General features: G+C 59.2%; 21 protein-coding genes. 11 read left to right on the forward strand and 10 right to left on the reverse strand.

The features are described from left to right. The first annotated feature begins 216 nt into the window (after positions 1-216). From glnA to ntrC, 5 genes are all read left to right on the forward strand, one after another. On the forward strand, positions 217-1623 hold the full coding sequence (gene glnA / locus ACYZTL_RS13910) for a glutamate--ammonia ligase (RefSeq protein WP_258619145.1): 1407 nt from the start codon (positions 217-219) through the stop codon (positions 1621-1623). A gap of 298 nt (positions 1624-1921) precedes the next feature. Continuing rightward, positions 1922-2431 carry a DUF4124 domain-containing protein gene (locus ACYZTL_RS13915; protein ID WP_461952274.1) on the forward strand — a complete coding sequence of 170 codons (510 nt, stop codon included), beginning with the start codon at positions 1922-1924 and terminating at the stop codon, positions 2429-2431. Further along, positions 2428-3048, forward strand: a complete 621-nt coding sequence (locus ACYZTL_RS13920) for a DUF4124 domain-containing protein (protein WP_461952275.1) — start codon at positions 2428-2430, stop codon at positions 3046-3048. Before ACYZTL_RS13915 ends, ACYZTL_RS13920 begins: the two co-directional genes overlap by 4 nt. Before the next feature lie 231 nt (positions 3049-3279). Next, positions 3280-4365, forward strand: coding sequence for a nitrogen regulation protein NR(II) (glnL, locus tag ACYZTL_RS13925; RefSeq protein ID WP_461952276.1), 1086 nt, complete (start codon positions 3280-3282; stop codon positions 4363-4365). Continuing rightward, positions 4362-5798, forward strand: coding sequence for a nitrogen regulation protein NR(I) (gene ntrC, locus ACYZTL_RS13930; protein WP_461952277.1), 1437 nt, complete (start codon positions 4362-4364; stop codon positions 5796-5798). The genes glnL and ntrC overlap by 4 nt, the downstream gene beginning before the upstream one ends. Positions 5799-6451: 653 nt before the next feature. Here ntrC and ACYZTL_RS13935 read toward each other — a convergent pair. Next, complete coding sequence (locus ACYZTL_RS13935) at positions 6452-6892, reverse strand: hypothetical protein (protein ID WP_461952278.1); 441 nt, start codon at positions 6890-6892, stop codon at positions 6452-6454. Between ACYZTL_RS13935 and ACYZTL_RS13940 the strand changes: the two genes are divergently transcribed. Then, on the forward strand, positions 6891-7346 hold the full coding sequence (locus ACYZTL_RS13940) for a tRNA (cytidine(34)-2'-O)-methyltransferase (RefSeq protein ID WP_007949025.1): 456 nt from the start codon (positions 6891-6893) through the stop codon (positions 7344-7346). The two genes, ACYZTL_RS13935 and ACYZTL_RS13940, sit on opposite strands and share 2 nt — an antisense overlap. A 161-nt stretch (positions 7347-7507) precedes the next feature. Here ACYZTL_RS13940 and secB read toward each other — a convergent pair whose 3' ends face one another. Genes secB through ACYZTL_RS13955 form a run of 3 tightly spaced genes read right to left on the reverse strand, consistent with a single transcriptional unit; the run spans position 7508 to position 8704 of the window. Further along, entirely contained in the window at positions 7508-7993 is a 486-nt protein-coding gene (gene secB / locus ACYZTL_RS13945) for a protein-export chaperone SecB (RefSeq protein ID WP_007949026.1), read from the reverse strand. A 41-nt stretch (positions 7994-8034) separates the two neighbouring features. Then, positions 8035-8289: a glutaredoxin 3 gene (grxC, locus tag ACYZTL_RS13950; protein WP_461952279.1), complete on the reverse strand. Its 255-nt coding sequence runs from the start codon at positions 8287-8289 to the stop codon at positions 8035-8037. Between the two features lies 1 nt (position 8290). Further along, positions 8291-8704 carry a rhodanese-like domain-containing protein gene (locus ACYZTL_RS13955; protein ID WP_461952280.1) on the reverse strand — a complete coding sequence of 138 codons (414 nt, stop codon included), beginning with the start codon at positions 8702-8704 and terminating at the stop codon, positions 8291-8293. Positions 8705-8858: 154 nt separating this feature from the next. Here ACYZTL_RS13955 and gpmI point away from each other — a divergent pair, with 154 nt between their 5' ends. From gpmI to ACYZTL_RS13980, 5 genes are all read left to right on the forward strand, one after another. Continuing rightward, the gene (gene gpmI, locus ACYZTL_RS13960; RefSeq protein ID WP_461952281.1) at positions 8859-10388 is read left to right on the forward strand and encodes a 2,3-bisphosphoglycerate-independent phosphoglycerate mutase; all 1530 of its coding nucleotides are present in this window, start codon (positions 8859-8861) and stop codon (positions 10386-10388) included. A gap of 169 nt (positions 10389-10557) precedes the next feature. After that, positions 10558-11850 carry a murein hydrolase activator EnvC family protein gene (locus tag ACYZTL_RS13965; protein ID WP_461952282.1) on the forward strand — a complete coding sequence of 431 codons (1293 nt, stop codon included), beginning with the start codon at positions 10558-10560 and terminating at the stop codon, positions 11848-11850. 34 nt (positions 11851-11884) lie between these two features. After that, a complete protein-coding gene (locus ACYZTL_RS13970) occupies positions 11885-13204 on the forward strand; it encodes a S41 family peptidase (RefSeq protein WP_461952283.1) in 1320 nt (439 codons plus the stop codon). A gap of 1 nt (position 13205) precedes the next feature. Further along, a complete protein-coding gene (locus tag ACYZTL_RS13975) occupies positions 13206-13973 on the forward strand; it encodes a divergent polysaccharide deacetylase family protein (RefSeq protein ID WP_461952284.1) in 768 nt (255 codons plus the stop codon). A 114-nt stretch (positions 13974-14087) separates the two neighbouring features. After that, entirely contained in the window at positions 14088-15473 is a 1386-nt protein-coding gene (locus tag ACYZTL_RS13980; RefSeq protein WP_461952285.1) for a Vps62-related protein, read from the forward strand. Here ACYZTL_RS13980 and ACYZTL_RS13985 read toward each other — a convergent pair. The 6 genes from ACYZTL_RS13985 to hisB form a co-directional block, all read right to left on the reverse strand. Next, positions 15454-16209 (reverse strand): substrate-binding periplasmic protein, encoded by a 756-nt coding sequence (locus ACYZTL_RS13985; protein ID WP_461952286.1) that lies wholly within the window; start codon positions 16207-16209, stop codon positions 15454-15456. The two genes, ACYZTL_RS13980 and ACYZTL_RS13985, sit on opposite strands and share 20 nt — an antisense overlap. Positions 16210-16287: 78 nt before the next feature. Next, complete coding sequence (hisF, locus tag ACYZTL_RS13990; RefSeq protein ID WP_007972752.1) at positions 16288-17058, reverse strand: imidazole glycerol phosphate synthase subunit HisF; 771 nt, start codon at positions 17056-17058, stop codon at positions 16288-16290. Between the two features lie 9 nt (positions 17059-17067). Continuing rightward, on the reverse strand, positions 17068-17805 hold the full coding sequence (gene hisA, locus ACYZTL_RS13995) for a 1-(5-phosphoribosyl)-5-[(5-phosphoribosylamino)methylideneamino]imidazole-4-carboxamide isomerase (RefSeq protein ID WP_017336056.1): 738 nt from the start codon (positions 17803-17805) through the stop codon (positions 17068-17070). A 42-nt stretch (positions 17806-17847) separates the two neighbouring features. After that, a complete protein-coding gene (locus tag ACYZTL_RS14000; RefSeq protein ID WP_008024930.1) occupies positions 17848-18105 on the reverse strand; it encodes a DUF2164 domain-containing protein in 258 nt (85 codons plus the stop codon). Next, a complete protein-coding gene (hisH, locus tag ACYZTL_RS14005) occupies positions 18106-18744 on the reverse strand; it encodes an imidazole glycerol phosphate synthase subunit HisH (RefSeq protein ID WP_461952287.1) in 639 nt (212 codons plus the stop codon). After that, the gene (gene hisB, locus ACYZTL_RS14010) at positions 18744-19337 is read right to left on the reverse strand and encodes an imidazoleglycerol-phosphate dehydratase HisB (RefSeq protein WP_003218037.1); all 594 of its coding nucleotides are present in this window, start codon (positions 19335-19337) and stop codon (positions 18744-18746) included. The genes hisH and hisB overlap by 1 nt, the downstream gene beginning before the upstream one ends. Positions 19338-19373: the final 36 nt, after the last annotated feature.

Below are 19373 nucleotides of genomic sequence, written 5' to 3' on the forward strand. Positions count from 1 at the left end.
ATTTACGGATTTTAACGCTACATTGTAGGGCGATATTTTTCACGCAAAGGCGCTTCGTGCCTTTATAAGCGTGCTATTGGGGCAAAAAACCCATGCTGGGGCACTGGCATGCAATTTGCTCCCTTGTGAGGCAGGTTGCCTTGGCAGAGTATTCGCGCCGGCATCACAAACATTTAAGGGCATCCACTACCAGCCCTAATCCACCCGGAGGACACTATGTCGAAGTCGGTTCAACTCATCAAAGATCATGACGTCAAGTGGATTGATCTGCGCTTCACGGACACTAAAGGCACTCAGCACCACGTGACCATGCCGGCTCGCGACGCGCTGGATGAAGCTTTCTTCGAAGAAGGCAAAATGTTCGACGGTTCCTCCATCGCTGGCTGGAAAGGCATCGAAGCCTCCGACATGATCCTGATGCCGGACGACAGCACTGCCGTCCTCGACCCGTTCACCGAAGAGCCGACCCTGATCCTGGTTTGCGACGTGATCGAACCTTCGACCATGCAAGGCTACGATCGCGACCCACGTGCGATCGCCAAGCGTGCCGAGGAATACCTGAAGTCGACCGGTATCGGTGACACCGTATTTGTTGGCCCGGAACCAGAATTCTTCATCTTCGACGAAGTGAAGTTCAAGTCCGACATCTCCGGCTCCATGTTCAAAATCTTCTCCGAACAAGGTTCGTGGATGTCCGACCAGGACGTGGAAGGCGGCAACAAAGGCCACCGTCCAGGCGTCAAAGGCGGCTACTTCCCGGTTCCGCCGTTCGACCACGACCACGAAATCCGTACCTCCATGTGCAACGCCATGGAAGAGATGGGCCTGGTCATCGAAGTTCACCACCACGAAGTGGCAACTGCTGGCCAGAACGAAATCGGCGTGAAGTTCAACACCCTGGTGGCCAAGGCTGACGAAGTTCAGACCCTGAAGTACTGCGTACACAACGTTGCCGACGCATACGGCCGCACCGCGACCTTCATGCCTAAGCCTCTGTACGGCGACAACGGTTCGGGTATGCACGTTCACCTGTCCATCGCCAAAGATGGCAAGAACACCTTCGCTGGCGAAGGCTATGCCGGCCTGTCCGACACCGCTCTGTACTTCATCGGCGGCATCATCAAGCACGGTAAGGCCCTGAACGGCTTCACCAACCCGTCGACCAACTCCTACAAGCGTCTGGTCCCGGGCTTCGAAGCTCCAGTAATGCTGGCCTACTCGGCTCGCAACCGTTCCGCTTCGATCCGTATTCCTTACGTGTCCAGCCCTCGCGCTCGCCGTATCGAAGCCCGCTTCCCGGATCCGGCAGCCAACCCGTACCTGGGCTTCGCTGCACTGTTGATGGCTGGCCTGGACGGCATCCAGAACAAGATCCACCCAGGCGACGCTGCTGACAAAAACCTGTACGACCTGCCGCCTGAAGAGGCGAAAGAGATCCCACAAGTTTGCGGCAGCCTGAAAGAAGCCCTGGAAGAGCTGGACAAAGGTCGCGCGTTCCTGACCAAAGGCGGCGTGTTCTCCGATGACTTCATCGACGCTTACATCGCTCTGAAAAGCGAAGAAGAAATCAAGGTTCGCACCTTCGTACACCCACTGGAATACGAGCTGTACTACAGCTGCTGATCCGGTAGCGCCTGCGCAAGCGGCGTGACAAAAAGAGGCCTCCTTCGGGAGGTCTTTTTTATGCCCGCAATTTTATGACTGATAAAAATCCCCTGTGGGAGCGGGCTTGCTCGCGAATGCGGTGTGTCATTCAGCAATGATGTTGACTGACACACCGCATTCGCGAGCAAGCCCGCTCCCACAGGGATTTGTTGCGTTTAGGCGATCCCGGAAAACCATTCCCAAATGTTTACAACCTGGGCCAACCGCCGCCACTGACCTATGCTGCAATCCAACGCTTTCGTTTCTGGTCGATTTTATGGGTCGTGGTTTTCCATTGCTGTTGCTGCTGATCGCCCTGCCCGCCGCAGCGCAGATCTATAAGTACACCGACGCCGCCGGCAACACCGCCTACAGCAATCAGCCGCCCGACGGCGTGAAGGCGCAGCCGGTCGAGTTGCCGCCGCTCAATAGCGTCGAGCGCCAGGCACCTCCCGCCCCACCTGCCGAAGCCACCCGTCGCGAACAGTCGCGCAGCGCCTACGAAGTATTGGAGCTGACCAACTTGCCCACCACCGAGGCGCTGCGGGCCAACAACGGCACCTTCACCGTGAACGTGCTGATCAAACCCCGCCTGCAAGGTCCGCATTTATTCAGGTTGTTGCTGGACGATCAGCCTTACGGCCAGCCGAGCAACGTGCCGATCCTGCAACTGGTCAACATTGATCGCGGCACCCACAGCCTCGCGGTCCAGGTGATCGATGGGCAAGACATCGTCCAGCAGAGTCCGTCCGTGACCTTCACCCTCCAGCGGGTGCATAAGCCGTGAGGTTGTGGCTGCTGATCACCTGCCTGTTCGTGCTGCCCGTGTCGGCCGAAGTCTTCACCTACATCGACGCCCAAGGCAATCGGGTCTTCACCGACCAGCCCGGCTCCGGCAACGCCAAGCGCGTGCCGCTGGCGACGAGTAACCGCATGTCCGCCAACCCGACCGGCGCAGCGCCGGTGATTGCCGAGAAAAAAACCGAAACCAAACCCCTGTTCCACTACGACATGCTCAGAGTGCTGGTGCCCGAGCCCGACGCCACGGTCCGCAGCAGCGCCGGCGAACTGATCGTCAGCATCACCAGCGAACCCGGACTGCAGCGGGGTCATCGCTACCGTTTGTTGCTGGACGGGCAGCCCACCGCTGAACCCGGTCCGAGCCCGGTGTTCGCTTTGAGCAACATTGACCGCGGCAGCCACAATCTGTCCGTCGAAATTCTCGATGAGCACGGTCGCACCGTTGAGCGCACGGCCAATCAACCCTTCCACATGCTGCGCATCTCCCTCGCGCAGAAACGCCAGGTCAAACCCTGCACCCTCGCCGACTACGGCCAGCGGCCGGAATGCCCGCTCAAAGACAAACCTGAAGAAGAAAAAAACCTCTTCCTGCGCTTCTTCTAACCTCGCTCAGCTTTGTGCACTATATTGGTGCGATAGGTTGCACCGCCCCCACATACCACCCCATTTTGGTTCGAAAGTACCCGCAAAAGCTGGCAGAACGCCACGCAAGCGAGTGTCAAACGCCCGTTTCAGGCCTTTCACGCTTCTTTTCGGAGCCTTGGTTTGGTTTTTGCATTTTCCCCCGCATCAGCGCTTTATTCATGCGCGCGCCCTGCTCCAAAAGAGGTCCCGATGACCATTAGCGACGCACTGCATCGTTTGCTGCTCGACAACCTGACCACCGCCACCATCCTGCTCGATGCCGAACTGCGCCTCGAGTACATGAACCCGGCGGCGGAGATGCTTTTGGCCATCAGTGGCCAGCGCAGCCATGGGCAGTTCATCAGTGAGCTGTTCACCGAATCCTCCGAAGCGCTGAATTCCCTGCGTCAGGCGGTCGAGCAGGCGCATCCGTTCACCAAGCGCGAAGCAATGCTCACCGCCCTCACCGGCCAGTCGCTGACCGTCGACTACGCGGTAACACCGATCCTGGCGAACGGCGCCACCCTGCTGCTGCTGGAAGTCCACCCGCGTGACCGCTTGCTGCGGATCACCAAGGAAGAGGCGCAGCTGTCGAAACAGGAAACCAGCAAGATGCTGGTGCGCGGCCTCGCTCACGAGATCAAGAATCCGCTGGGCGGGATTCGCGGTGCGGCCCAGTTGCTTGCCCGCGAACTGCCGGAAGAGAGCCTGCGCGATTACACCAACGTCATCATTGAAGAAGCCGACCGCCTGCGAAACCTGGTGGACCGCATGCTCGGCTCCAATAAGCTGCCGTCGCTGGCCATGTGCAACATCCACGAAGTGCTGGAGCGCGTCTCTCATCTGGTCGAAGCCGAAAGCCAAGGCTGTATCACGTTGGTGCGCGATTACGACCCGAGCATTCCCGATGTGTTGATCGACCGCGAACAAATGATTCAAGCGGTCCTGAACATCGTGCGCAACGCGATGCAGGCCATCAGCAGCCAGAACGAACTGCGCCTGGGCCGCATCAGCCTGCGCACCCGCGCCATGCGCCAGTTCACCATCGGCCACGTGCGCCATCGCCTGGTGACCAAGATCGAAATCATCGACAACGGTCCCGGCATTCCTGCGGAGCTTCAGGAAACCATCTTCTTTCCCATGGTCAGCGGACGCCCGGACGGTACCGGGCTCGGCCTGGCCATTACCCAGAACATTATCAGCCAGCACCAGGGCCTGATCGAATGTGACAGCCATCCAGGCCACACCACCTTCTCGATCTTTCTGCCACTGGAACAAGGAGCCACATCGACATGAGCCGTAGTGAAACTGTGTGGATCGTCGATGACGACCGTTCTATCCGTTGGGTCCTGGAAAAAGCCTTGCAGCAAGAAGGCATGACCACGCAAAGCTTCGACAGCGCCGATGGCGTCATGAGCCGACTGGCGCGCCAGCAGCCGGACGTGATCATCTCCGACATCCGCATGCCGGGCGCCAGCGGTCTGGACCTTCTGGCGCGGATTCGCGAGCAACACCCACGGCTGCCAGTGATCATCATGACCGCGCACTCCGATCTGGACAGCGCTGTCGCGTCCTATCAGGGCGGTGCGTTTGAATACCTGCCAAAGCCGTTCGACGTTGACGAAGCCGTGTCGCTGGTCAAGCGCGCGAACCAGCACGCTCAAGAACAGCAAGGTCTGGAAGTCGCTCCAACCCTGACCCGCACCCCGGAAATCATCGGTGAAGCGCCGGCGATGCAGGAAGTGTTTCGCGCCATCGGGCGCTTGAGCCACTCCAACATCACCGTGTTGATCAACGGCGAATCCGGGACCGGTAAAGAGCTGGTGGCTCACGCCCTGCACCGTCACAGCCCACGGGCGACTTCGCCGTTCATTGCGCTGAACATGGCGGCGATTCCGAAGGATCTGATGGAGTCCGAACTGTTCGGCCATGAAAAAGGTGCGTTCACCGGCGCGGCCAATCTGCGTCGCGGACGTTTCGAGCAGGCGGACGGCGGTACGCTGTTCCTAGATGAAATCGGCGACATGCCGGCGGACACGCAAACCCGTTTGCTGCGCGTGCTGGCCGACGGCGAGTTCTACCGCGTCGGCGGTCATGTGCCAGTGAAGGTTGATGTGCGAATCATCGCCGCGACCCACCAGAATCTGGAAACCCTGGTGCACGCCGGGAAATTCCGTGAGGACTTGTTCCACCGCCTCAACGTCATCCGCATTCATATACCGCGGCTGTCGGACCGTCGCGAAGACATCCCGACCCTCGCCAAGCACTTCCTCAGTCGCGCCGCGCAAGAATTGGCGGTGGAGCCGAAGCTGCTGAAAAGCGAAACCGAGGAATACCTGAAGAACCTGCCGTGGGGCGGCAACGTGCGTCAGCTGGAGAACACCTGCCGCTGGATCACGGTGATGGCTTCGGGTCGCGAAGTGCACATCAGCGACCTGCCGCCAGAGCTGCTGAGCTTGCCGCAGGATTCGGCGCCGGTGACCAATTGGGAGCAAGCGCTGCGCCAGTGGGCTGATCAGGCGTTGGCTCGCGGTCAGTCGAGCCTGCTCGACGCCGCGGTGCCGGCGTTTGAGCGGATCATGATCGAAACCGCCCTCAAACACACCGCCGGCCGTCGTCGTGATGCCGCGGTTTTGCTGGGTTGGGGGCGTAATACCCTGACGCGCAAGATCAAGGAATTGGGGATGAAGGTTGATGGTGGGGATGATGATGAGGGGGAAGAGGGTTAAGTAGCCTCTAACTCTTCGCTGACAGTTACATCCATTCGTCGGAACGCCGCCCGGAGCAAGCCCGCTCCCACAGGTTTTGTGCAAGACCCTCATTTTGTGGTCAACACCGAACCAATGTGGGAAGGGCCGGGCGACGTTCGCTTGCTCGCGAAGGGGCCAGCACATCCAACATCATTGTTGCCTGACACACCGCCTTCGCGAGCAAGCAAAGGTCGCCCGGCCCTTCCCACATTTAGAGCTTTGTGCACCGACTGAATGCACCGTGAACCGCAATCGCGCACGAACCCCCCTTCGAAAGCCCGCCTGCGTTCGCAATCGAACTCCTATCGAAAAAACACGAAAGCCCCGGATTACGGGGCCTTCAGCGTTTCAAAGAGGGTTTCTGTTTCAACTTATTAAAACCTGGCACGCCCCCTGCAATAGTCCATTCAGTGATTCAGTTCACTACCCGGTTTCGGGGACCTTGGTACAGGCAGGCCGGGGATTCCCCTCTTTACATCGGGCTCACACCGCACAAGCGACGAGCCCAAACAGTTTTGGGGCCCTTGATACAGGCAGGTCAGGGGTTCCTTCTTTACACCGGGCTCACGACGCAATGCGCGAGCCCTGCCGTTTTGGGAACCTTGGTACAGGCAGGCCGGGGATTCCCTCTTTTATTGCTCTCGGAGATGGATCTCCAGCCGCCAGCGGTCATCGACCTCGCTACCGGCCCACTCACCCTGCAGTGGCCGGGCCGCCACCACCGACAGCAACAACCCCCCATCACTCAGACGCACCCGCCAGTTCACGCTCTTGTCGTTGAGCTTGAGCTGACCTTTCTGCGCCTTGCCTTCAGCTTCGAACAGCAACGCAAGGCTACCGTCGACAAACTCGCCGTGGGTCTTGGGTGCGTTGTTGAACCACACCACCAACCCGTCGTTCGTCACGTCGACTTGCTGCAGTTCACTGGGGTCGGGCGTGGTCAGGCGACCGATCATCAGCCCCACCATGACCCCGACAATCGCCAGCGAACCCATCACCCGTGGGAATAGTTTCGAACGCGGGTCCGCTTGCGGCGTAGAATGCCCGTCATCTTTACCTTCGGAGCCGTGCATGTTTCACGTCATCCTTTTCCAACCAGAAATTCCGCCGAATACCGGCAACGTTATCAGGCTGTGCGCCAACAGTGGCTGCCACCTGCATTTGATCGAGCCGCTGGGCTTCGAGATGGACGACAAGCGACTGCGCCGGGCCGGCCTCGATTACCACGAGTATGCCACCCTGCAACGCCATGCAGACCTCGCCAGCTGTCTGGAAAGCCTTGGTCATCCGCGGTTGTTCGCCTTCACCACCAAAGGTTCGCGGCCGTTCCACGATGCCAGTTTCGCCGAGGGCGACGCGTTCCTGTTTGGTCCGGAAAGCCGTGGCTTGCCAGCGGAAGTGCTGGATGCCCTGCCTGGTGAACAACGCCTGCGCTTGCCGATGCGCGAAGGCTGTCGCAGCCTGAACCTGTCGAACACCGTGGCGGTTGCCGTCTACGAAGGCTGGCGTCAGCTCGGGTTCAAGTAACACCACACTCCAATGTAGGAGCTGCCGAAGGCTGCGATCTTTTGACTTTGTGTTTCAAGATCAAAAGATCGCAGCCTTCGGCAGCTCCTACCCGAAGGCTTCGTTTGCTCCATGAAAAAAGCGCCTTTGAAGGCGCTTTTTTCATGGAGCAAACGAAGCTTTTATTGAACGGTTGGAGTCTCGCCAGCCGCCTGCATGCGTTGCAGTTCTTGTGCGTACAGCGCGTCAAAGTTCACCGGAGCCAGCATCAGGGCCGGGAACGAACCGCGGGTCACCAGGCTGTCCAGGGTTTCGCGAGCGTACGGGAACAGGATGTTCGGGCAGAACGCGCCGAGGGTGTGGCTCATCGAAGCGTCGTCCAGGTTCTTGATCAGGAAGATCCCGGCCTGTTGCACTTCAGCGATGAACGCCACTTCGTCACCGTTTTTCACGGTTACGGACAGGGTCAGCACGACTTCGTGGAAGTCGCCTTCCAGCGCCTTCTGACGGGTGTTCAGATCCAGACCGACGCTCGGCTCCCACTGCTGGCGGAAGATCGCCGGGCTTTTCGGGGCTTCGAAGGACAAGTCACGTACGTAGATGCGCTGCAAGGAGAATTGCGGTGCGGTTTCTTCTTCGCTGGCTGCAGTGTTCTGTTGGTCAGTCATCTCAGATCCTTTCTGATCTTGGGGTCTTATAGGGAAAGCATTCAGGCCTTGAGCATGGCGTCGAGCTTGCCGGCGCGCTCAAGGGCAAACAAATCATCACAACCGCCAACGTGGCGCTCACCGATCCAGATCTGCGGCACGGACGTGCGCCCGGCCTTCTGAGCCATGGCGGCACGCACCTGCGGCTTGCCATCGACCTTGATCTCTTCGAAGGCCACGCCTTTGTTCTCGAGCAGTTGCTTGGCCCGGGAACAATAACCGCAGTAATCGCTGGAGTAGACGACGACGTTGCTCATATCACTTCACCAGCGGCAGGTTGTCGCCTTTCCAGCTGGAAATACCGCCAGACAGCTTGGCGGCGGTGAAGCCGGACTTCATCAACTCGCGGGCATGCGTGCCGGCGGTCTGGCCCATGGCGTCGACCAGAATGATGGTCTTGGCCTTGTGCTTTTCCAGCTCGGCGACGCGCGCAGCCAGTTTGTCGTGAGGAATGTTCAACGCACCAACAATGTGACCGGCGGCGAAATCCTTGTTCGAACGGATGTCGATCACAACGCCCGCGTCCTTGTTGACCAGCCCGGTCAGTTCACCGGTGCTCAGGCTGCGGCCGCCGCCTTGCATCTGATAAGCGATCAGCAACGCCAGCAGTACGACGAAGATACCGACGAGCAGATAGTGGTTAGTGGCGAATTGAATCAGGTTAGCAACCATCGAAGGAGGTTCCAGGGCGTTAAAATGTCGGCCAGTATACACAGCCACTATGGTGGGCCAAACCCCGTCCGGCGGTGACGCCGTCGGAACTTCGCATTAAACTGCCACTCCCTTTTTCATTGCCCCTCTTTTCATTCAGCCACGAGCGGAATCCATGACTACCACGCCTAAACCTTTGGTCCTGATTATTCTCGACGGCTTCGGTCACAGTGAGAGCCCTGAATCCAACGCCATCTATGCGGCGAAGAAGCCCGTTCTGGACCGCCTGTGGGCCACTGTGCCGAATGGTCTGATCTCGGGCAGCGGCATGGACGTCGGTCTGCCGGATGGCCAGATGGGCAATTCCGAAGTCGGCCACATGAACCTCGGTGCCGGCCGCGTTGTGTATCAGGACTTTACGCGCGTGACCAAATCGATCCGCGACGGTGAGTTTTTCGAGAACCCGACCATCTGCGCCGCGGTGGATAAAGCCGTTGCCGCCGGCAAAGCCGTGCACTTCATGGGCCTGCTGTCCGATGGCGGCGTTCACAGCCACCAGGATCACCTGGTTGCCATGGCGGAACTGGCTGCCAAGCGCGGCGCCGAAAAAATCTACCTGCACGCCTTCCTCGACGGCCGCGATACACCGCCGAAAAGCGCACAGTCGTCCATCGAATTGCTCGACGCGTCTTTTAAGGCCCTGGGCAAAGGCCGGATCGCCAGCATCATTGGCCGTTACTTCGCCATGGACCGTGACAACCGTTGGGACCGCGTGTCCCAGGCCTACAACCTGATCGTCGACGGCAAGGGCGAATTCAACGCCGCCACCGCCCAAGAAGGCCTGCAAGCCGCGTACGACCGTGGCGAGAGCGACGAATTCGTCAAAGCCACTTCCATCGGCGAGCCGGTGAAAGTCGAAGACGGCGACGCCGTGGTGTTCATGAACTTCCGCGCCGACCGCGCCCGCGAACTGACCCGCGTGTTCGTCGAAGACGATTTCAAGGAATTCGAACGTGCCCGCCAGCAAAAACTGGCCGGCTTCGTCATGCTGACCCAATACGCCGCCAGCATCCCTGCACCATCGGCCTTTGCCGCCAGCAGCCTGGACAACGTGCTGGGTGACTACCTGGCGAAAAACGGCAAGACCCAGCTGCGTATCGCTGAAACCGAAAAATACGCCCACGTGACATTCTTCTTCTCCGGCGGTCGCGAAGAACCGTTCCCGGGCGAAGAACGCATTCTGATCCCGTCGCCGAAAGTCGCGACCTATGACTTGCAGCCGGAGATGAGCGCGCCGGAAGTCACCGACCGCATTGTCGATGCCATCGAAAACCAGCGTTACGACGTGATCGTGGTCAACTACGCCAACGGCGACATGGTTGGTCACAGCGGCGTGTTCGAAGCTGCGGTGAAAGCCGTGGAATGCCTGGACCAGTGCGTCGGACGTATCGTCGATGCGCTGGAAAAAGTCGGCGGCGAAGCGCTGATCACGGCCGACCATGGCAACGTCGAGCAAATGTCCGACGAGTCCACCGGCCAGGCTCACACCGCTCACACGACCGAGCCGGTGCCGTTCATCTATGTCGGCAAGCGTGACCTCAAGGTGCGTGAGGGCGGTGTGCTGGCGGATGTGGCGCCGACCATGCTGAAGCTGTTGGGCCTGGAAAAACCGGCTGAAATGACCGGGACTTCGATTCTGGTGTAATCAGTATTACAAACGCCGTAAAACCACTGTGGGAGCGGCGGTGCGACGATTCCACAGTGGTTTTGCGGTGTTTTACAGGCCGGTTATCACACAGCCCCAATTGGGCGTTTTTTTTGCGGCGCATGGCGGGCATACTAGGCCGTCCCTTTCCCTGGTGTCGCCCGCCTCTATGCTCCGCGTCCTGATAGCCCTTGCTCTGACTTGCCTGCTCCAACCGGCCTTTGCTGACGAGCGCGCGCAAACCCAACAACAGTTGGACGCCACGCGTCAGGACATTGCCGAGCTGAAAAAACTGCTGGGCAAGCTCCAGGAAGAAAAATCCGGTGTGCAGAAAGACCTCAAGGGCACCGAGACCGAGATGGGCAAGCTCGAAAAGCAGGTCGATGCCCTGCAAAAAGAGCTGAAGAAAAGCGAATCCGAGCTGCAGCGTCTCGATGGTGAGAAAAAAAAACTCCAGAGCGCGCGCATTGAACAGCAACGACTGATTGCCATCCAGGCCCGCGCGGCCTATCAGAACGGCCGTCAGGAGTACTTGAAGCTGTTGCTCAACCAGCAGAACCCGGAAAAATTCGCCCGCACCCTCACCTATTACGATTACCTGAGCCAGGCCCGCCTGGAGCAGCTGAAGAATTTCAACGAAACCCTGCGCCAACTGGCCAACGTCGAAAAAGACATCGCCCTGCAACAAGCGCAATTGCTGGTGCAGAAGAGCAGCCTCGACAGCCAGCGCGATGAACTCGATAAAGTCCGTCAGGAGCGCCAGCAAGTCCTCGCCAAGCTCAGCGACGACGTAAAGGCGCGCGATCAGAAGCTGGCCGCCCGCGAGCAGGATCAGGCAGACCTGTCTAAAGTCCTTAAAACCATCGAAGAAACCCTGGCCCGCCAGGCTCGTGAGGCAGAAGAAGCGCGGCAAAAAGCGCTGATCGCCCAGCAGGAAGCCGAAAAAAAGCGTTTACGTGAGGCCGAGGCTCAGGCAAATGCCTCCGACGCCCCACGCAACCCCGTTAAATCGACACCTGGCGCGCTGGTTTCCAGTTCAGGCGAAACCTTCGGCGGCCCTTTTGCTTCAACTCGCGGCAAACTTCCGTGGCCGATTGATGGTCGACTGCTGGCACGCTTTGGCGAAACCCGTGGCGACGACGCCCGGACCAAGTGGGACGGCGTGATGATCAGTGCCTCCGCCGGCAGCCAGGTGCATGCCGTGCATGGCGGTCGCGTGGTGTTTGCCGACTGGTTGCGCGGTGCCGGGCTGCTAGTGATTCTCGACCATGGCAACGGTTTTTTGAGTCTTTACGGTCACAACCAGACGCTGCTCAAGTCTGCGGGTGACGTGGTAAAAGCCGGTGAGTCCATCTCCACTGTCGGCAACAGTGGCGGGCAGGACACGCCAGCGCTGTATTTCGCTATTCGTCAGCAGGGTCACCCGAGTGATCCGGCGCAATGGTGCCGCGCGCAAGGATAGGCGTTGAGTCACCTACATTAGGAGTTCGTTCGACATGCTGCATTTGTCCCGTCTTACCTCGCTGGCCTTGACGATCGCCCTGGTGATCGGCGCGCCTCTGGCGTTCGCTGCTCAACCAGCGCCGGCAGTCGCGCCTGCGGGCACTGCTGCGACTACCAAGGCGCCATTGCCGCTGGAAGAGTTGCGCACCTTTGCCGAGGTCATGGACCGGATCAAGGCAGCTTATGTCGAACCTGTGGACGACAAGACTCTGCTGGAAAACGCCATCAAGGGCATGCTCAGCAACCTCGACCCGCACTCCGCCTACCTGGGCCCGGAAGACTTCGCTGAATTGCAGGAAAGCACCAGCGGCGAATTCGGCGGCCTGGGCATCGAAGTCGGTGCCGAAGATGGTTTCATCAAAGTGGTTTCGCCCATTGATGACACCCCGGCCTCCAAGGCTGGCATTCAGGCGGGCGACTTCATCGTCAAGATCAACGGCCAGCCGACTCGCGGCCAGAGCATGACCGAAGCCGTGGACAAGATGCGCGGCAAGATCGGCCAGAAAATCACCCTGACCCTGGTGCGCGACGGCGGTACGCCGTTCGACGTGACCCTGGCCCGCGCCATCATTCAGGTGAAGAGCGTGAAAAGCCAGTTGCTGGAGTCCGGCTACGGCTACATCCGCATCACTCAATTCCAGGTCAAGACCGGCGAAGAAGTGTCGAAGGCACTGGCCAAGCTGCGCAAGGACAACGGCAAGAAGCTCAACGGCATCATCCTCGACCTGCGTAACAACCCGGGCGGCGTGCTGCAGGCTGCGGTGGAAGTGGTTGACCACTTCATCACCAAGGGCCTGATCGTTTACACCAAGGGTCGCATCGCCAACTCCGAGCTGCGCTTCTCCGCCACCGGCAAGGACGAAAGCGAAGCCGTGCCACTGGTTGCACTGATTAACGGTGGCAGCGCCTCGGCTTCGGAAATTGTTGCCGGCGCCTTGCAAGACCAGAAACGCGCAGTGGTCATGGGCACCACCAGTTTCGGCAAAGGCTCGGTACAAACCGTGCTGCCGCTGAACAACGATCGCGCACTGAAGATCACCACGGCGCTGTATTACACGCCGAACGGCCGCTCGATCCAGGCGCAAGGCATCGTTCCGGACATCGAAGTGCGCAAGGCCAAGATCACCAGCGAGCAGGACGGCGAGTACTTCAAGGAAGCCGATCTGCAAGGTCACCTGGGCAATGGCAACGGCGGCGCCGACAAACCGACCGGCTCCAGCGGCAAGGCCAAGGCAATGCCGCAGGATGATGATTACCAGCTAGCCCAGGCCCTGAGCCTGCTCAAAGGGTTGAGCATCACCTCCGGCCGCTGAGATGCGCCTACGGTTAGTCCTCGCTCTGTTGTGCTGTCTGGCGGGTGTTGCTCACGCAGCGCCCGCCTCTCAAAAGGCCTACATCACTCTGATCATCGATGACCTGGGGCAGAACCTGCCCCGGGATCGCCGCGTGCTGGCCCTGCCCGGTCCGGTGACCACGGCGATCATGCCCGACACGCCCCACGCCACCGAATTCGCCCGCGAAGCTCATCGCGCCGGCAAGATCGTCATCCTGCACATGCCGATGGACCCGGCCACCGGGCCGTTCGCCTGGCACCCCGACCTGCCCATCGAAGAACTTGAAAAACGGCTGAACGCAGCATTCAAAAGGGTGCCGTACACCGCTGGTATCAATAACCACATGGGCAGCCGCATGACCGCCCAGCCAGTGGCGATGGCGTGGTTGATGGCCGAGTTGCAACGCCGCCACAAATTCTTCGTCGACAGTCGCACCAGCGCGCAAACCGTTGCGGCTCAGCAGGCGCAAAAGATTGATCTGGCGAGTGTTTCGCGGGATGTGTTTCTCGATGACGAACGCACCGAGGCGGCGATTTTTGCTCAGTTGCAGACTGCGATCAGCCTGGCCCGTAACCAGGGTTCAGCGGTCATGATCGGCCATCCGTACCCTCAAACATTGGCGGTGCTTGAGCGGGAATTGCCGAAGCTTAAGGCTCAAGGGATTGAGTGGATCGATATCCGCCAGATGATCAGCGTACGCGGCAATCGCGCAACAGCCGCGCATGGCCAAAACGGCGTGTATCGGTAATACCCCGCAACGACCTATACATAGTTACCACCAGGCGCCTCGCCCGTTTCCCGATAGTGAGACCTCCGACAGGTCGCGACTCTCCCGAGTCGCCTTTTTCTATCAGGACTGACTATGACTACCAATGAAAATGGCGCATTGCCCACCAGGCAAATGGAATCCATAAAGCTCGATAACCTGCTGATCAATTTTACGACGGAGCTCAATCGGGTTTGGGACACTAAAAGTCTCAGCTCGGCCGCCGCCGGTTTTTGGCGCCCCTCACCTAACCCTGATTTACTACCGGGTTTCTTTCCACTAGGCGATCTGGCAGTTTCAGAAGAGGGCAACATCAACGGCGCGAGGGTAGCGGCAGTTGTCTGCGAAAGCGGCTCACCAAGCGTCGATAGCACCAGAGGAAATGCACTCAGACGGCCTGACGACTTCGAACGAGTCTGGACAGATCAAGGCTCTGGCGCCTCAACAGACGCGTCGATATGGCGCCCGATTCCTCCTGCAGGCTATGTCGCAATGGGGCTGGTGTGTTCCAGCGACCACGAAAAACCGTCACTTAACGCTATACGTTGTGTGCGAGCAGATCTGGTCATCGCTTCAAACATCGGCGATTTGATCTGGAACGACAAGGGCAGTGGTGCAAACCAGAATTTCAGCGCCTGGAATATTGCTCCGCCGGCCGCAGAATCGGGCGAGATCTACTTTGCACCAGGCACCTTTTTTGGCGTCCAAAGCCATACGAAACCGGCATCCCCCCTGGTCTACGCATTACGGATGCAGATCCCTCTCGAAGTAACCTCAGCGCCAGAGGCTCCGGCACTCTCCGGATACGAAGCGCCTTCAGCGGTCGAAGCAGCCAAGGTCACTCAGATAGCCAAACTTCCGTGGTTCGCCGTTAAAGACAACATGCCCCCCATTGATCAATTACGTACGTCCCCGGTCTACCGCCTGGAAAGAACCGACCAATACGTGCTCATTGGACATGGCCACAACACCAGCGACAAGGCTCGACCTATCAAATGGACAGCAGTGCGGGCGCAAAACACGACGACATTACAGACATTCAACCGCCTCACCTCTGTCGAAGTGGATACCGCATGGCCATTCAATTCTCCCGGCAATGTCCAGGCATTGAGTTTTTCGGCAAACCTGAACAAACAATTCACTCACACCGAAACCTCATCCAACGGATGGTGGAACACGCGCAATCAGGAAGTCATCGCCATGGCCGCAAAAAACAAGGCCGTGGCGGTGTATCAAATGCAAAGCAGTTATGAGTTGCTGCGCGAAGACAACACTCCAGTGGCAATCAGCATTGAGTATTCCGATGACGAAAGCCTGCACCTGACCGAATATCCATCAGAAGAAAACTGCGCCGTCACCCTCTCGCCACCACTGGCGACAGACTCAACAACGGGCGAAGGCACTTCGGAGCAGGCAAGTGATCTCAACGTCACGCCGCAGTCGATGGAAGACTTGCCGGGGCCTACAGATACCGCCCCATGATCTCGTCGACCACGCCTTCCTTGCGCAACTGATCCAGCGCAGCCTGGAGCTTGGCAACGGTTTCGTCCGGCACGTCCTTGTTCAGTGCCAGATAAAGCTCGGCGCTGTTGAAGCGCAGCACGGTCTTGAGCCCGGTTACCCCGTCCTGGCGCGCCAGATAGCGCCCGGCGGGGTCGCCGGTAGCCCACAGGTCGATCTGACCGTTGACCAGCTTCTTCGCGTTGTCCTGATCCCGCAGTACGACGATCGGCTTAAGACCCTGCTTTGTCAGGGTCTCGGCAATCGCATCTCCCTTGTATGCACCGATCTTGTACTGGCGCGCCTGATCCAGAGTTTCAAGGCTGATCTTGCTGTCAGCCTTGGCCAGCATGATCCAGTCATCCGGGCCAATCGGGCCGACCCACTTGAAGAGTTTCTCGCGGTCCGGCAGCCGCGCCATCACGAATACGCCGTAACCGGGTTTCTCGAGGGCGAGCTTGTAGATACGCTCCCAAGGGAAACGCAGGGTCAGGCTGTAGGTAATGTTGGCGCGCTTGAACATCTCGCGGACGATGTCCACGGCGATGCCGTTGATGTTCTCATCCTGAGCGAAGTTCTTGCCGTTTTTGGCCATGTTGTAAGGCGGGAAGTTTTCCGTCAGCAACACGAGGTCGGCGTCGGGACTTTCTTCAGCGTGGACTCCATTGATGAGCAATAGAGAAGCGCTGGCGAGGACAAGAAGAAGGCGTTTGAGCATGTCTGGCTACCAAGATCCATGGCGTACCCAAGAGTGCCTTGAGCCCGCCATGATGTCCACTGGCCTGTATCGGTTTGTTTAACGCATCACGATGCCGCGATGCGCCATGTAGGCCTTGGCTTCCTGCACGGTGTATTCGCCGAAGTGGAAAATACTCGCCGCCAACACCGCACTGGCGTGACCTTCGATAATCCCGTCAGCCAAGTGCTGCAGGTTGCCTACGCCGCCGGAAGCGATCACCGGAATGCCCAACGCATCGCTGATGGCGCGGGTGACGCCCAGGTCGAAGCCGTTTTTCATGCCGTCCTGATCCATGCTGGTCAGCAGGATTTCACCGGCACCGAGGCCTTCCATTTTCTTCGCCCACTCAACGGCGTCGAGGCCGGTGGGTTTGCGACCGCCGTGAGTGAAGATTTCCCAGCGCGGGGTTTCGCCCGGACCGGAGACCTTCTTCGCGTCGATGGCAACAACGATGCATTGCGAACCGAAATGCTGCGCCGCTTCGCCCACGAATTCCGGGTTGAACACGGCGGCGGTGTTGATCGAGACCTTGTCCGCGCCGGCATTCAGCAGGTTGCGAATGTCCTGCACGGTGCGCACACCGCCGCCCACGGTCAGTGGAATGAATACCTGGCTGGCCATGCGTTCAACGGTGTGCAACGTAGTGTCGCGACCATCGACGCTGGCGGTGATGTCGAGAAAGGTAATCTCGTCTGCACCCTGCTCGTCGTAGCGACGGGCGATTTCCACCGGGTCGCCGGCATCACGGATGTTCTCGAACTTGACGCCCTTGACCACCCGGCCGTTGTCCACGTCCAGGCAAGGGATGATGCGTTTGGCCAGCGCCATGGTCAGTCCTCAGCCTTTGTACGAATCGCAGAAAGCTTGCGCTTCAGCAACGTCGAGGGTGCCTTCGTAGATCGCCCGGCCGGTGATCGCGCCGATGATGCCTGGCGCCTTGGCGTCGAGCAGCGACTTGATGTCACCCAGGTTGTGAATGCCGCCGGAAGCGATGACCGGAATGCGCGTGGCAGCCGCCAACGCAGCGGTGAACGGCACGTTGCAGCCCTGCATCATGCCGTCTTTGGCGATGTCGGTATAAACGATCGCGGACACGCCATCGGCTTCGAATTGCTTGGCCAGGTCGATGACCTGAACGGTGCTGATTTCAGCCCAGCCATCGGTGGCGACGAAACCGTCTTTGGCGTCGAGGCCGACAATCACTTTGCCCGGGAACGCGCGGCAGGCTTCGGCAACGAAGGCCGGATCTTTCACGGCTTTGGTGCCGATGATCACGTAGCTCACGCCCGCTTTCACATAGTGCTCGATGGTTTCCAGGGAGCGGATACCGCCGCCGATCTGGATCGGCAGGTTCGGGTAGCGCTTGGCGATGGCGGTGACCACTTCGCCGTTGACCGGCTGGCCTTCGAAGGCGCCGTTCAGGTCGACCAGATGCAGACGACGGCAACCGCCTTCCACCCACTTGGCAGCCATGCTCACCGGGTCATCGGAGAACACCGTGGAATCTTCCATGCGGCCCTGGCGCAAACGAACACAGGCACCGTCTTTGAGATCGATAGCGGGAATAATCAGCATCTGGCAAACCTTCAAATTCGAGTGTTCAGCTTCGCTCGGAAATCAGTTTTTCTCGAGCGCCCACAAGTCGCTTTCAATGCTTTCGAACCTCTCTTTGAGGTGCGTCTGCACATCGAAAATCGCCCTGTTGTAATAGTGCGGCGCAATTTCACGGGTAAACAGCTCAAGGATTTCGGCCGCTTCGAACGAACCCAGGTCCAGTTCGAAGCGATCTTCCATGAAGCGTTTGATCTTGTGATTGGCCTCGTTCTCCTGTTCAGGAGTGAGGGTCAGGATCGGCGGCTTCTTCTTGACGGCCATTTACCAGCGACCATCCCACGCAGCGAAGTTCTGCAGCAATTGCAGGCCATGGGTATGGCTCTTCTCCGGGTGGAACTGCACGGCGAAACGCGAGCCCTCGGCCAGCGCCGCGGCGAAATCGACACCGTAGTGACCGCCACCCACCACCTGCCGCGCGTTGCCGGCAGCGATGTAGTAGCTGTGCACGAAGTAGAAACGCGCCAGGTCCGGAATGTTGTGCCACAGCGGGTGACTCACCGTCTGCTTCACTTCGTTCCAGCCCATGTGCGGGACTTTCAGGTGTTCGCCGTCTTCATGCAGGTCTTTGCCGAAGAACTTCACCGCGCCCGGGAACAGGCCGATGCAGTCGACGCCATCGTTCTCTTCGCTGCTGTCGAGCAAGGCTTGCATGCCGACGCAAATGCCGAGGAACGGACGGTCCTGGCTGACTTCACGTACCAGCGAGTCGAAGCCCAGGCGACGGATCTCCGCCATGCAATCGCGAATCGCGCCGACGCCGGGAAAAACCACCCGGTCGGCTTCACGAATCACGTCGGCATCGCTGGTGATCAAGACCTTGCCGGCACCGACGTGCTCGAGGGCCTTGGCCACCGAGTGCAGGTTGCCCATGCCGTAATCGATAACCGCGACCGTCTGCATTACAGAACGCCTTTGGTCGATGGCATCTGACCGGCCATGCGGTCATCGAGCTCTACGGCCATGCGCAGCGCGCGACCGAACGCCTTGAACACGGTTTCGATCTGGTGGTGGGTGTTGGTGCCACGCAGGTTGTCGATGTGCAGGCTGACGAGGGCATGGTTGACGAAGCCCTGGAAGAACTCCTGGAACAGGTCAACGTCGAAGCCGCCAACGGTGGCGCGGGTATAGGGAACATGCATCTGCAGGCCCGGACGGCCGGAGAAGTCGATCACCACGCGCGACAGCGCTTCATCGAGCGGCACGTAGGCGTGACCGTAGCGACGGATGCCTTTCTTGTCGCCGATGGCTTTGGCGAAGGCCTGACCCAAAGTGATACCGACGTCTTCCACGGTGTGGTGGTCGTCGATATGCAGGTCGCCCTTGCTGACAATATCCAGGTCGATCAGCCCGTGACGGGCGATCTGGTCCAGCATGTGCTCAAGAAAAGGAACACCGATATCGAATCGGGCCTTTCCGGTGCCATCCAGGTTGATCGAGGCTTTGATCTGGGTTTCCAGAGTGTCGCGCTCGACTGACGCCTTACGTTCGGCCATCACCAGCTCCGCAAAATCATTGGGCGAAAAAGGCAG

The organism is Pseudomonas sp. LB3P81, assembly GCF_054897965.1.